Origin of the sequence: Streptomyces sp. NPDC050264, from assembly GCF_040655895.1 — a bacterium.
GTDB lineage: Bacteria > Actinomycetota > Actinomycetes > Streptomycetales > Streptomycetaceae > Streptomyces.
Map to the genome: position 1 here is coordinate 284,362 of NZ_JBFAKV010000009.1, position 12,412 is coordinate 296,773.

A 12,412-nucleotide genomic window follows, 5' to 3' on the forward strand; every position below is an offset into this window, starting at 1 on the left:
CGCGGGGCTTGATCTGACCGGGCCCGCGCCTGAGGTGGGCGCTGGCTCGGGGCTTGATCTGACCGGGCCCGCGCCTGAGGTGGGCGCTGGCTCGGGGCTTGAGGTGAACGGGCCCGCGCCTGAGGTGAACGGGCCCGCGCCTGAGGTGAACGGGCCCGCGCCTGACGTGAGCGCCGGCTCGGGGCTCGATGCCGGGAAGGGCGACGCATGACCATCGACTGGGAATGGATCGGCTCGCACGGGTCCGACCTCACCACCCTCACCCTCTCCCACCTGCAAGCCGCCCTCACCGCCGTCCTGTTCGGCCTGCTCATATCCCTGCCGCTGGCCGTGCTCGCCCACCGGGTCCGGCCCCTGCGCGGCTTCCTCCTCGGGTTCTCGAACATCCTGTTCACCATCCCGTCCATCGCCGTGTTCGTGCTGCTGCTGCCGGTCTCCGGGCTGACCCGCACCACCACCGTCATCGGCCTGACGATCTACACGCTCGTCGTCCTCCTGCGGAACACCGTCGAGGGCCTGGACTCCGTACCGCACAAGACCAAGGAAGCCGCCAAGGCCATGGGCACGCGGCCGCTGCGCACCCTGCTCACCGTCGAGCTGCCGCTCGCGCTGCCGGTGATCATGGCGGGGGTGCGGATCGCGACGGTCATGTCCATCTCGCTCGTCTCCGTGGCCACGTACATCGGTGACGGCGGTCTCGGCCAGCTCTTCACCGACGGGTTCCAGCGCAACTTCCCGACCCCCGTCATCGTCGGCGTCGTCCTGACGCTGCTGCTCGCGCTCGTCGCGGACGCGGTTCTCGTCGCCGTACAGCGGCTGCTCACGCCCTGGACCCGCACCCGGACCCGGAAGGCCTGACCGCCATGTACGAACTCTTCAAGAACCTGGGCTCCTGGCTGGTCAGCGGCGAGCAGTGGACCGGGCCCGACGGCATCGGTCACCGGCTCGCCGAGCACCTCCAGTACTCGCTGATCGCCACCCTCGTCGCCGCCGCGATCGCCCTGCCCGTCGGCCTGCTCATCGGGCACACAGGCCGTGGCGCCTTCGTCGCCATCAACCTGTCGTCGTTCGGGCGTGCGCTGCCGACCGTCGGGCTCGTCGTGCTGGTCTTCCTCGCCAGCGGGCTGTCCATGTGGCCCGTCTACATCGCCCTCGTCGCGCTCGCCGTGCCGTCCATCGTGACCAACACGTACGCGGGCATGACCGCTGTCGACCCGGAGGTGCGCGACGCCGCGCGCGGGCAGGGCATGCGGGCCCATCAGGTCCTCTTCCAGGTCGAGCTGCCGCTCGCGCTGCCGCTGATCATGACGGGCCTGCGGCTCGCGCTCATCCAGGTCGTCGCGACCGCCACCATCGCCGCCTACGTCTCCTTCGGCGGCCTGGGCCGCTACGTCTTCGACGGGCTCGCCCAGCGGGACCTCGTGCAGGTGCTCGGCGGCGCCGTCCTCGTCGCGGTCGTCGCCGTCGTGCTCGACCTGGCCCTCTCCGGGCTGCAGCGCCTCCTCTTCCGCCACCGTCCCGCCGCGCTCAAGTCCTCCTAGGAGCAAGCAAGATGACTCACCTCAACCGACGCGCCGTGCTCGGCGGACTGTTCGCCGCGGCCTCCGTCCCCGCGCTCGCCGCCTGCTCCAGCGGCATCACCTCCCTCGACGGGGGAGGTTCGGGCGGCTCGGGCGGCGGCTCCAGCAAGGGCGGCGTCACCATCGGCACCGCCAACTTCACCGAGAACCAGGTCCTCGGCTACCTGTACGCGGCCGCGCTCGAAGCGGCCGGCGTGAAGACGACCGTGCGCCCCAACCTCGGCACCCGCGAGATCCTCATCCCCGCGCTCAAGGGCGGCGACATCGATCTGCTGCCCGAGTACCAGGGCGCCCTGCTGCACTACCTCGACACCAAGGCCGACGCCACCGAGGAGGGCGAGATGCAGAACGCCCTCGCCATGGCGCTGCCGGCGGGGCTGCAGATCCTGCCCTACGGGATGGCCGAGGACTCGGACGCGTTCGTCGTGACCCGGGAGACCGCCGACAAGTACCACCTCAAGTCGCTCGCCGATCTCGCGAAGCACAACGGGAAGCTTGTCATCGGGGCCGCCCCGGAAGTGAAGAAGCGGCAGGTGGGGGCCGTCGGCCTGAAGGACGTGTACGGCGTCGATTTCAAGGAGTTCAAGTCCCTCGACTCCTCCGGTCCGCTGGTGAAGGGCGCCCTGAAGAAGGGCGACGTCGACGTGGCGAACCTGTTCACCACCGACACCGACATCGTCGCCAACCACTGGGTCGTCCTCACCGACCCCAAGAACCTCGTCCCCGGTCAGCACGTCGTCCCGCTGATCGCCGACCGCAAGGCCGACTCGACCGTCCGCAAGGCGCTGGCCCGGCTCGGCAACGTACTCACCACCGAGCAGCTCACCGAGCTGAACCGGCTCGTCGACAAGGACAAGAAAGACCCCGAGGACGTCGCGAACGACTACGCGCGCCAGCACGGGCTGATCAAGAAGTAGAGGAAAGTTCCATGGCAGCGGTAGTGGAGAAGCACTCCATCGACGTCGTCCCGGACAGCGAGCGGCACGGGCGCGCCTTCAACCAGTTCACGCTCTGGGTCGGCGCGAACCTGCACATCACCGCCGTCGTCACCGGCGCCCTCGCCGTCGTCTTCGGCGGCGACGTGGTCTGGTCGCTGATCGGGCTCGTGCTCGGCAACCTGCTCGGCGGCGCCGTCATGGCGCTGCACTCGGCGCAGGGCCCCAAGCTCGGCCTGCCCCAGATGATCCAGTCCCGGGCGCAGTTCGGGGTCAAGGGCGCCGTCGTGCCGCTGCTCCTCGTGATCCTCATGTACGTCGGTTTCTTCGCGAGCGGCAGCGTGCTCGCCGGGCAGGCGACCGCTCAGCTGACGCACACGAACGACACGACCGGCATCATCGTCTTCGCGCTCGTCACAGCCGTCCTGGCGGCCGTCGGCTACCGCGTCATCCACGTCCTCGGCCGCGTCGCCGGCATCATCTGCGCGGTCGCCTTCATCTACCTCGGCGTGCGGCTGCTCGACCGCGTCGACCTCGGTGACCTGCTGGGCGACGCGCACTTCTCGCTGCCGATGTTCCTGCTCGCCGTGTCGCTCTCGGCGTCGTGGCAGCTGGCGTTCGGCCCGTACGTCGCCGACTACTCGCGCTATCTGCCGCGTACCACCAGCGCCAAGGCCACGTTCTGGTGGACGCTGTCCGGCTCGGCGCTCGGCTCGCAGTGGTCGATGACGTTCGGCGTGCTGGTCGCGGCCACCGCGGGCGACGCGTTCCTCGACAACCAGGTCGGCTACGTCGTCTCGCTCGGCGGCGCGGGCGCGATCGCCTCCGTCTTCTACTTCGTCATCGCCCTCGGCAAGCTCACCGTCAACGTCCTCAACACGTACGGCGGCTTCATGGCGATGGTGACCGGCGTCAGCGGTTTCCGCGGGCAGCGCGTCCTCTCCCAGCGCGGCCGGACCGTGTACATCGCGATCATCATGGTCGCGGGCACGGCCGTCGCCATCGCCGGCAAGGACAGCTTCCTGTCCTCGTTCAAGGACTTCCTGCTGTTCCTGCTGACGTTCTTCACGCCGTGGAGCGCCATCAACCTGGTCGACTACTACCTGATCTCACGCGAGCGCTACGACATCCCGGCCCTCGCCGACCCGAACGGCCGCTACGGCGCCTGGCGCTGGAACGCCCTCGTGGTCTACGCGGTCGGGCTCGTCGCCCAGTTCCCGTTCCTGGCCACCTCCTTCTACACGGGCCCGCTCGTGGACCCGCTCGGCGGCGCGGACGTGTCGTGGATCGTGGGGCTCGTCGTCCCGGCCGCCCTGTACTGGCTGCTCGCCCGGCGCGACACCGCCCATGTGCCCGAGGCGACGATCCTGGAGGAGCCGGAGCGGGCCGAGCCGGTGGCCTCGGGCGTGGCCCCGTAGCAAGAGGGGGGTTATCCCCACTGCCCCGCGGGCCTTCGCTCCGTACCGTGAACCGGTATGGAAGCCCGCGAACAGGCCCGTGACGCCGAACTCAAGAAGGAACTCGACGCCACCCTGCACGCCCGCAGGGAGCTCGGCGAAGAGTACGAGACCGTGCTCGTCGACTCGTTTCTCGACAAGGTCGAGCAGCGCCTGGACTCCGTCGTGGACCGACGGGTGCGCAGGCAGCTGGCCGAGCAGCAGATGACCGTCGCCCGCGACTCGCGCGCCGGCCGCACCCCGGGCGACACCTGGGGCGGACGCTTCGGCTTCGCCGTCGTCAGCCTCGTCCTCGCGATCCCGCTGTCCGCGATCGCCGTGGTCAACGCCGACCTGCCCGGTCTGCTGATCGCCTGGGGCGGCATCGTCGGCGTGAACGCCCTGCACACGGGTCACTGGGGACCGCTGTTCGGCCGGAGGCGGCGGGAGCGGCAGGAGTCCGACTGGGAGGACTAGGGCCCTTCACGCCTGCCGCGTCGGCAGCAGCACTGCCTGGCGCAGGTTCACGTGGCGGGGGCGGCTCGTCGTGTAGGCGATGAGGTCCGCGATGTCGTCGGACGCGAGGCCGGTCAGCGCCTCGAACATGCCGTCCAGCTGGCCGGAGAGCTCCGCGTTGTCGACGTGGGAGGCCAGCTCCGACTCGGTCAGACCCGGTTCGATGTTGGTGACGCGGACGTCGAGCGGGCCGAGTTCCGTGCGCAGCGACTGCGACAAGTACGTCAGGGCGGCCTTCGTCGCGCCGTACACCGCGTAGTTCGGGAACGGGACGTGCGCGCCGATGGACGAGATGTTCACCAGGTCCGCCGTGCCGCCCGCCGCGGCCGTCTCGATCAGGTCGGAGGTGACGGCGCGGATGACACGCAGCGCGCCCGCGACGTTCGTGTCGAGCATGCGCTGCCATTCGTCGGCGCGGCCGTCCGTGACGGGGTTCGGCAGCATCACGCCCGCCGCGTTCACGACGAGGTCGACGCGTCCGTACGCGGCGTGGACGCGCTCCGCGGCGGCGTCGACGGAGGCCTGATCGGTGATGTCGGTGGGGAGGGCGAGGGCCTGGCCGCCGTCCGCCCCGATCTTCGCCGCCAGTTCGGTGAGGCGGTCGGCGCGCCGGGCGAGGAGCGCGACGCGGGCGCCGTTCGCGGCGAGCAGCCGGGCCGTGGCCTCGCCCATGCCGCTGGCGGCGCCGGTGACGAGTGCGGTGCGGCCGGAGAGGTTGTCGTACGTCGTCTGCGTCATGGCAGCAGCTTGCGGCGGGCCGCGCGGCTTACCCAGGGCAGAGCTCTTCCTGGGTATGCCAGTACCAGGATGGAACCGTGGCGCCTGCTTAGGATCGACGGCATGAACGAGCTCGGTGACATAGGGGATTTCCTGCGCTCGCGGCGCGCCCGCATCCGGCCCGAGGAGGTCGGTCTGCCCGGGCACGGCCGCCGCCGCGTGCCGGGGCTGCGCCGCGAGGAGGTCGCCCAGCTCGCCGGGGTCAGCGTCGACTACTACATCCGCCTGGAGCAGGGCCGGGGCACGTCCGTCTCGGACGCCGTGCTCGACGCGGTCGCCCGCGTCCTGCGTCTCGACGACACCGAGCAGACGTATCTGCGCTCGGTCGCCCGCCCCGCCGGTACCCGCCGCAAGGCGGCCGCGCGCCCGGCCCCGCAGCGGGTGAGGCCGGGGCTGCGGCTGCTCCTCGACACGATCGACAAGGCGCCGGCCTTCGTGCTCGGCCGCCGCATGGACGTGCTGGCCTGGAACGCGCTCGGTGACGCGGTGCTCGGCTTCTCCGCGCTGTCCCCGAAGGACCGCAACATGCCGCGCCAGGTCTTCCTCGCCCCGGCGGCCCGCGATCTCTACCCGGAGTGGCCGGCGGTCGCCGCCGAGACGGTCGCGTTCCTGCGCCTCGACGCTGGGGCCCATCCCCAGGACCCGCAACTGGCTTCGTTGGTAGGGGAGTTGTCGCTGGCCAGTGCGGATTTCCGGCGCCTGTGGGCCGACCATCAGGTGCGGGAGAAGTCGTACGGCGCCAAGCGGATGGTGCACCCCGTCGCCGGTGAACTCGCCCTGCCCTACGAGACGTTGACGGTCACGGGGGAGCCGGATCAGAAGCTGGTGGTGTACACGCCCGAACCCGGCTCGGTGACCGAGGAGCGGCTGCGGATGCTGGGCAGCTGGGCCGCCACGTCGCACTGAGCGCTCTCACGCAACCCTCAGAAACCGTCGCTAATCTCCGCCCCTGACAGAGGGACGGGACGGACGCCTGAGGAGGAAACGACGGTGACGCGCGGAGCGCAGGGGCTGGTCAGAACCGCTGTGGTGGTACGGGCCGGGGCCGCCCCGATGTGGTGGCTCGGTGTCGTCGCGGCGGGCGTCGGGGTGCTCCCCGGCGGGTTCACCGGACGGCGGATCGGCGTGCTCGGCGGGGCCGTGCTGTTCCTCGCGGTCGCGGCGGCGGTGGCGTACAGCCGCAGGCAGCGGTACGTGCGGCTGACCCGCGGAGCGAGCCGCGCGGGCAAGTTCGACGTGCTCCAGGACCGGCAGGTCACCGTACGGAACTGGCGGCGCGGGCACCGGTGGTGGCTGGCGCTCGCGTTCCTCGCGGCCGTCGGCAGCTCCTTCGCGGTGCCCGCGGCGGGCGGCATGGCGCTGGCCGGGGCCGGTGCCGGGCTGTGGCTGAAGGCGGCCTGGCTGGGGCGGCGCGAGCGGCAGGACAGCGCGCTGCTGTGGCTGCGCGTCGACTGGCTCGGGCCGCGCGCGGGCGCGCCCGTGGGCAAGCAGGTCAGGGGGTATCGCGCGACGGGGACGGCAGCGGGCGACGCCGCACCCGGTGGGGCGCGGCGTCGCTGACACTGTGCGGACTGCCGAACTCGCCTGATCAGACGTCGAGATCGGACTCGATCGCCTTCAACTGATGGCGGGCCATCGCCAGGTTGGCGCGCGAGGAGTCCAGTACGAGGTACAGGAACAGCCCGTTGCCGCCGCGGCCCTTCAGCAGGCGGATCAGGTGGTACTGGGTGCCGAGTGTGATGAGGATGTCCTCGATCTCGTCCTTCAGGCCGAGGTGTTCCATGGTGCGCAGCTTGGCGCGGACGACGTCGGTGTTGCCCGCGGCGGCGACCTCCAGATCGAAGCTCTTGGAGCCGCCGATGGTGCCGAGGGCCATGCCGCTGTTGTAGTCGACGAGTGCCGCGGCGCTCGCGCCCTCGATGGAGGCTACGGCGTCCTTGAGTGCGGTCTCGGTGTTGGCCATGGTGGTGGGTCCTTTCCTACGCTGCCTCAACGGGCTGTTCGGGGTTGCAATGTGGGCTCGGAGAGGTCGGTCTTCGGGGTGCGGACAGGAAGTCCGCTGTCGGTGGTGGCGGTAGTGGATGAGGGGGTGGTCTCGGAAGGGGCCGCAGGCGCCGTACGGGCCCGGGACCGGCTGCGGGCACGGGCAGGCGGTTCGGCGGCCGCCGCGTCGACCAGTTCGCCGACCCGGGTGCCGGAGCGGCGGCCCTCCAGGTGCAGTCGCCCCACGTTGACCCGGTCCTCGGCGAGCAGGGTGAGGATCGCGGTGTCCCCGGCGGCGTACGTGGCGACGTAGCCGGCCGTGCCGCGCACCAGGAGTTCCCGGAAGCCGCCCTGCCCGGTGGCGTCCGAGAGGCGCTGGGCGACGCCGAGCGCGGCGGCGGTCAGCGCGGCCACGCCCTCCGGTTCGACTCCCGGCGTGTCCTGGGCGAGCACGAGTCCGTCGACGCTGGCCGCGAGCGCGCCGGTGACCTGGGGCACCCGGACTCTCAGCCTCTGTAGTTCGCCGAGGACTTCGGCCTCGTCGGCCATCGACGGTCTCCTTCCGGGGGTTGCGGGAGCGACGGCGGGCATGGGAGGGATGGGCGGTCCGGGGTCGGCCCGCCCGGCGCGGCGCAGCCGTTTCACAGCGCCTCCAGTGCGGCGCGCAGCCGACGCAGCAGCGCCACGTCGGGGTCGTCGACGGCGGTGTGCGCCATCCATGCGGGTACGGGGGGTGTGGTGGCGGGTTCCGGGAGTGCGGTGGTCACCAGGCCGCCCGCGGCCAGGCGGCGCAGGTCGACCAGGGTGTGGAAGGTGGGCCTGCCCAGGGCGAGCGCTATCTGTGACGCGGTGCGCGCCCCGTCGACCAGGTCCAGGACGCGGCGCCGGCGCGCCGGTACCGGCAGCTCCCGGCCGGTGGCCCGGGTCAGCGGCGCCGTGTCGGTGTCCGGTTCGGGCCAGATCCGCTGGAGCAGTTCGCGGCGGCGCCGGGTCTCGCGTTCGACGGCGGCCACCGGCACCGGCCGCACCGCGCCGAACCAGTGCGAGACCCCGTACCGGAAGCGGGTGGGGCCGCTGCTCGGGGCGAGGGTGAAGTACGCGGCGTCGAACACCGCGCCCAGGTGGCAGAGTTCGAGGGCGCCGTCCGAGAGGCGGCCCTGTTCGACGAGGTAGCGGCCGACGCGCCGACGGGCCCCGGCCCGGTCGACCGCCTCCCACCAGCGGTCGGCCTGGACCGCGCCGCCCGCCGTGAGGAGAACGTCCATGCCGGGCGTCGCGGGCGACTCCGCGTGCACGATGCGGCCGTCGGCGAGGTAGAGGGTGCCGTGCTCACGGATCAGTGCCCCGGTGGCCCCTTCGTCGGCGAGCCGGCCGAGCATCGGCGAGACGTTCGCGGGGATGGTGTTCATCCCAGTACCAGCCGGTCGGCTATGTCGGCGAGGCGCAGCCGGGAGAGCGCGAGGTTGCCCTCGTCCCGGTCGAGCCACAGGTGCAGGAAGACGCTGCTGTCGAAGCTGGTCCGGACGAAACGCAGCAGGTGGTAGCCGTCGCGGTTGGTGACGATGACGTCCTCGACGGGCGGTGTCTTTTCGCTGGCCGACCCCTCCGTCCAGTCGCTGCCGTCGGCCGGGGCGAAGGCCCGGTGTTCGGCGGCGAGCCGGGCGAGTTCGGCGGCCTCGGCGGCGGTGGCCTCGTGGTCCCCGTTGGGCGAGTCCCCGACGGTGCCCAGTGCGAGGCCGCTGGTCCAGTCGACGACGGAGGCGCCGCGCGTCCCCGGCAGCCGCATGACCTCAAGAAGGCACTCGTCGATTCCGGGCACGCCTGGAACTCCCCACCTGGTTACCGTGTTTGTGTGTCGCTGGTGCTTGTGTGACGACGAAATTACGCACCGTACGGAAACCTGGTGAGCGTTCTGGCATTTTCCGGTGGAACATTCGAATGGGGGCTAAAATCCGCCAACCCCGGCTCAAATGGGGAGTGTTCTTCTGTGTCAGAGATCGAGCAGCGCGCCTCGCTGCCCGCCGCCGGACTCCGCCACGATCTCCTCGACCGTCTGTGGCGCGCGCACGGTGGCGAACCGGGCCCCGTCGCCGGACACGGTGAACCCGTACACCCCGGGCCGTACAAGCGAGTTGTACGAGTAGTGCTGCGCGAAGTAGTACGCGCCGGTGTCGAGCGCGGCCGCGTAGTCGCCCGCTTCGAGCAGCGGCAGGGCGTGGTTCTCGGCGAGCAGGTCACCGGAGAAGCAGGCGGGCCCCGCCACGTCCTGCGCGACGTCCGGACCGGCCTTGGGCAGCCCCCGCTTGTCGTACGCGGAGATGCGCAGCGGCCAGGACGCGGGGGCGTACACGGTCCGCGTGGCGACCTGAACTCCCGCGTGCGTCACGGCGATCGGGCGGCCGCCGCTCTCCTTCGCGTACTCGACGAGCGCGAGGGTCGTGCCGTGCTTGGCGAGCAGTGACCGGCCGAACTCGGTGACCAGGCCGTAGCGCCCGTCGAAGAGGCCGGGGACGGTCGCGGCGAGCAGCCGCGCGTACGTGGCGTAGTCGGGGGTCTCCTCGTCGGAGGCGAAGTTGACCGGCAGGCCGCCGCCGATGTCGAGCGTGTCGACCTGCTGTCGCCCGGCCGCCCGGTTGATCTCCTCGGCGAGTTCGTACGCGGCCCGCACGCCCTGCGCCATCAGTTCCAGGGGCACGCCCTGCGATCCGGAGTGCGTGTGGAGCCGGGTCAGCCAGGGCCGGTCGAGGTAGGCCCGGACGACCCAGTCGCGGGCGCCTTCGTCGCGCAGCGCCACGCCGAACTTCGAGGTGGCGGTCGCGGTCGACAGGGCGCCGATCGAGCCCGCGCCGATCTGCGGGTTCACGCGGACGCCCACGGGGGAGCGGGTGGGGGCCGAGGCGACCAGGGCGTCGATGCGGGCCAGTTCCTGCGGGTTGTCGGCGTTGACGGCTATGCCGAGGGCGAGGGCCTCGCGCAGTTCGGCGCCGGTCTTGGCGGGGGAGTCCAGGACGGTCCGGGTCGGCGGCACCCCGGCCGCGCGGGCCAGCGCCAGCTCGCCCGGGCTCGCCACCTCGGCCCCGATGCCCGCCTCGTGCAGCAGCCGCAGGACCGGCACGAGCGGCGTCGCCTTCACGGCGAAGGCGTGCAGCACCTCGGTGCCGGGTGCGGTGACCGTGTCGAAGGCGGCGCGCAGCGCGGCGGCGGACGCGCGGATGCCGGTGACGTCGAGCAGCCCGGCGACGGGGGCCGCCGGGCCGACCAGTCCTTGCGCGACGGCGGCGCGTACTGCCTGGTCGCGGCGGGTGGAGATGTCCGTGGATGCGTCCGTGGATGCCATGTGGTCCAGACAACCACCCGGAGCGCGTCCGTGGGAATGTATTGACTAGTTCTATTCAGATGGTGAGGATGTGAATATCCGCATCACTATGGAGCACTCCAGGAGGCCGCCGATGTCAGGACCCCGCCCCGTACGAGCCCCGCGCGGCACCGAGCTCACCACGCTGGGCTGGCAGCAGGAAGGCGCCCTGCGGATGCTCATGAACAACCTCGACGCCGAGGTCGCGGAGCACCCCGACAAGCTGGTCGTCTACGGAGGCACGGGCAAGGCGGCCCGGTCCTGGGACGCGTTCGACGCGATCGTGCGCACGCTCAGGACGCTGGAGTCGGACGAGACCCTGCTCATCCAGTCCGGCAAGCCGGTCGGCGTGCTGCGCACCAGCGAGTGGGCGCCCCGCGTGCTGCTCGCCAACTCCAACCTCGTCGGCGACTGGGCCAACTGGGAGGAGTTCCGCAAGCTGGAGGCCGAGGGCCTGACCATGTACGGCCAGATGACAGCCGGTTCGTGGATCTACATCGGCTCGCAGGGCATCGTCCAGGGCACGTACGAGACGTTCGGCGCGGTCGCCCGCAAGAAGTTCGACGGAACCCTCGCGGGAACGATCACCCTCACCGCGGGCGTCGGCGGCATGGGCGGCGCCCAGCCGCTGGCCGTCACGATGAACGAGGGCGTCGCCATCTGCGTCGACGTCGACGAGACCCGCATCGACCGCCGCATCGGCACCCGCTACCTGGACGTCAAGGCCGACAACCTCGACCACGCCCTTCAGCTGGCGGTCCAGGCCCGCGACGAGCGCCGCGCGCTGTCCATCGGCGTCGTCGGCAACGCCGCCGAGGTCTTCCCCGAGCTGCTGCGCCGCGACGCCCCGATCGACATCGTGACCGACCAGACCTCGGCCCACGACCCGCTCGCCTACCTCCCCGTCGGCATCGCGGTGGAGGACTGGGACAAGGAGCGCGAGGCCGACCCGGCCGGCTTCACCGACAAGGCCCGGCACTCGATGCGCCTGCACGTAGAGGCCATGGTCGGCTTCCTCGACAAGGGCGCCGAGGTCTTCGACTACGGCAACTCCATCCGCGACGAGGCCCGCAAGGCCGGCTGCGAGCGCGCCTTCGACTTCCCCGGCTTCGTCCCGGCGCACATCCGCCCCCTCTTCGAGGAGGGCCTCGGCCCGTTCCGCTGGGCCGCCCTCTCCGGCGACCCGGAGGACATCCGCAAGACGGACCAGGCGATCAAGGAGCTGTTCCCGGAGAACAAGCACCTGCACCGCTGGCTCGACATGGCCGCCGAACGCATCGCCTTCGAGGGCCTGCCCGCCCGCATCTGCTGGCTCGGCTACGGCGAACGCCACCTGGCGGGCCTCAAGTTCAACGAGATGGTCGCGTCCGGCGAGCTGTCCGCCCCGGTCGTCATCGGCCGCGACCACCTGGACTCGGGCTCGGTGGCCTCCCCGTACCGCGAGACGGAAGCCATGAAGGACGGCTCCGACGCGATCGCCGACTGGCCGCTCCTCAACGCCCTGGTCAACACGGCGTCCGGCGCCTCCTGGGTCTCCCTGCACCACGGCGGCGGCGTCGGCATGGGCCGCTCCATCCACGCCGGCCAGGTCTGCGTCGCCGACGGCAGCGACCTCGCCGCCCAGAAGATCGAACGCGTCCTCACCAACGACCCGGCGATGGGTGTCATCCGGCACGTCGACGCGGGGTACGAGCATGCGGCAGAGGTCGCGGCGGAGCGCGGGGTGCGGGTTCCGATGCGGGAGGGCGAGTGAATAATCCGGCCCTGCCGAACTCAGCCCCTCCGGCGGTCGAGGGGCGGGGTCCGGGGCAGGGCCCCGTGACCTCGGTG

General features: G+C 71.5%; 14 protein-coding genes and 1 pseudogene. 9 read left to right on the forward strand and 6 right to left on the reverse strand.

Translation table 11 applies throughout. The annotated features are described in order from the left end of the window. The 6 genes and pseudogenes from AB0J02_RS18875 to AB0J02_RS18900 all read left to right on the forward strand — a co-directional run. Positions 1-211: pseudogene (locus tag AB0J02_RS18875) on the forward strand (hypothetical protein); the annotation flags it as partial. Then, the gene (locus tag AB0J02_RS18880) at positions 208-858 is read left to right on the forward strand and encodes an ABC transporter permease (protein ID WP_363194809.1); all 651 of its coding nucleotides are present in this window, start codon (positions 208-210) and stop codon (positions 856-858) included. The pseudogene AB0J02_RS18875 and the gene AB0J02_RS18880, both read left to right, overlap by 4 nt. Before the next feature lie 5 nt (positions 859-863). Beyond that, entirely contained in the window at positions 864-1,541 is a 678-nt protein-coding gene (locus AB0J02_RS18885; protein WP_363194810.1) for an ABC transporter permease, read from the forward strand. Positions 1,542-1,552: 11 nt separating this feature from the next. Next, a complete protein-coding gene (locus AB0J02_RS18890) occupies positions 1,553-2,497 on the forward strand; it encodes an ABC transporter substrate-binding protein (protein WP_363194811.1) in 945 nt (314 codons plus the stop codon). Between the two features lie 11 nt (positions 2,498-2,508). Continuing rightward, positions 2,509-3,933, forward strand: coding sequence for a cytosine permease (locus AB0J02_RS18895; RefSeq protein WP_363194812.1), 1,425 nt, complete (start codon positions 2,509-2,511; stop codon positions 3,931-3,933). 57 nt (positions 3,934-3,990) lie between these two features. Next, on the forward strand, positions 3,991-4,428 hold the full coding sequence (locus AB0J02_RS18900; protein WP_363194813.1) for a hypothetical protein: 438 nt from the start codon (positions 3,991-3,993) through the stop codon (positions 4,426-4,428). Between the two features lie 6 nt (positions 4,429-4,434). On the opposite strand, the gene AB0J02_RS18905 is transcribed toward AB0J02_RS18900, so the two are convergent. Beyond that, on the reverse strand, positions 4,435-5,205 hold the full coding sequence (locus tag AB0J02_RS18905) for an SDR family oxidoreductase (RefSeq protein ID WP_363194814.1): 771 nt from the start codon (positions 5,203-5,205) through the stop codon (positions 4,435-4,437). A gap of 102 nt (positions 5,206-5,307) precedes the next feature. Between AB0J02_RS18905 and AB0J02_RS18910 the strand changes: the two genes are divergently transcribed. Both AB0J02_RS18910 and AB0J02_RS18915 read left to right on the forward strand, forming a co-directional pair. After that, complete coding sequence (locus AB0J02_RS18910; protein ID WP_363194815.1) at positions 5,308-6,150, forward strand: helix-turn-helix transcriptional regulator; 843 nt, start codon at positions 5,308-5,310, stop codon at positions 6,148-6,150. Positions 6,151-6,234: 84 nt separating this feature from the next. Next, entirely contained in the window at positions 6,235-6,804 is a 570-nt protein-coding gene (locus AB0J02_RS18915) for a hypothetical protein (RefSeq protein ID WP_363194816.1), read from the forward strand. A 28-nt stretch (positions 6,805-6,832) separates the two neighbouring features. Here the strand turns inward: AB0J02_RS18915 and AB0J02_RS18920 are convergent, their stop codons facing one another. From AB0J02_RS18920 to AB0J02_RS18940, 5 genes are all read right to left on the reverse strand, one after another. Beyond that, positions 6,833-7,207, reverse strand: coding sequence for a hypothetical protein (locus tag AB0J02_RS18920; protein ID WP_363194817.1), 375 nt, complete (start codon positions 7,205-7,207; stop codon positions 6,833-6,835). Between the two features lie 26 nt (positions 7,208-7,233). After that, positions 7,234-7,776, reverse strand: coding sequence for a roadblock/LC7 domain-containing protein (locus AB0J02_RS18925; RefSeq protein WP_363194818.1), 543 nt, complete (start codon positions 7,774-7,776; stop codon positions 7,234-7,236). Between the two features lie 92 nt (positions 7,777-7,868). Continuing rightward, the gene (locus tag AB0J02_RS18930) at positions 7,869-8,636 is read right to left on the reverse strand and encodes a transcriptional regulator (RefSeq protein ID WP_363194819.1); all 768 of its coding nucleotides are present in this window, start codon (positions 8,634-8,636) and stop codon (positions 7,869-7,871) included. After that, positions 8,633-9,046: a hypothetical protein gene (locus AB0J02_RS18935; protein WP_363194820.1), complete on the reverse strand. Its 414-nt coding sequence runs from the start codon at positions 9,044-9,046 to the stop codon at positions 8,633-8,635. The genes AB0J02_RS18930 and AB0J02_RS18935 overlap by 4 nt, the downstream gene beginning before the upstream one ends. Before the next feature lie 171 nt (positions 9,047-9,217). After that, a complete protein-coding gene (locus AB0J02_RS18940) occupies positions 9,218-10,564 on the reverse strand; it encodes a diaminopimelate decarboxylase (protein WP_363194821.1) in 1,347 nt (448 codons plus the stop codon). 112 nt (positions 10,565-10,676) lie between these two features. On the opposite strand from AB0J02_RS18940, the gene hutU reads away from it, so the two are divergent. After that, positions 10,677-12,335 carry a urocanate hydratase gene (gene hutU / locus AB0J02_RS18945; RefSeq protein ID WP_363194822.1) on the forward strand — a complete coding sequence of 553 codons (1,659 nt, stop codon included), beginning with the start codon at positions 10,677-10,679 and terminating at the stop codon, positions 12,333-12,335. Positions 12,336-12,412: the final 77 nt, after the last annotated feature.

Bases quoted from the DNA above. Each gene is read 5' to 3' on its own strand.
- AB0J02_RS18890 (WP_363194811.1), top strand. From the start codon at position 1,553: ATGACTCACCTCAACCGACGCGCCGTGCTCGGCGGACTGTTCGCCGCG.
- AB0J02_RS18920 (WP_363194817.1), bottom strand. From the start codon at position 7,207: ATGGCCAACACCGAGACCGCACTCAAGGACGCCGTAGCCTCCATCGAG.
- AB0J02_RS18885 (WP_363194810.1), top strand. From the start codon at position 864: ATGTACGAACTCTTCAAGAACCTGGGCTCCTGGCTGGTCAGCGGCGAG.
- AB0J02_RS18880 (WP_363194809.1), top strand. From the start codon at position 208: ATGACCATCGACTGGGAATGGATCGGCTCGCACGGGTCCGACCTCACC.
- AB0J02_RS18910 (WP_363194815.1), top strand. From the start codon at position 5,308: ATGAACGAGCTCGGTGACATAGGGGATTTCCTGCGCTCGCGGCGCGCC.
- AB0J02_RS18900 (WP_363194813.1), top strand. From the start codon at position 3,991: ATGGAAGCCCGCGAACAGGCCCGTGACGCCGAACTCAAGAAGGAACTC.
- hutU (WP_363194822.1), top strand. From the start codon at position 10,677: ATGTCAGGACCCCGCCCCGTACGAGCCCCGCGCGGCACCGAGCTCACC.
- AB0J02_RS18905 (WP_363194814.1), bottom strand. From the start codon at position 5,205: ATGACGCAGACGACGTACGACAACCTCTCCGGCCGCACCGCACTCGTC.
- AB0J02_RS18940 (WP_363194821.1), bottom strand. From the start codon at position 10,564: ATGGCATCCACGGACGCATCCACGGACATCTCCACCCGCCGCGACCAG.
- AB0J02_RS18895 (WP_363194812.1), top strand. From the start codon at position 2,509: ATGGCAGCGGTAGTGGAGAAGCACTCCATCGACGTCGTCCCGGACAGC.
- AB0J02_RS18925 (WP_363194818.1), bottom strand. From the start codon at position 7,776: ATGGCCGACGAGGCCGAAGTCCTCGGCGAACTACAGAGGCTGAGAGTC.
- AB0J02_RS18930 (WP_363194819.1), bottom strand. From the start codon at position 8,636: ATGAACACCATCCCCGCGAACGTCTCGCCGATGCTCGGCCGGCTCGCC.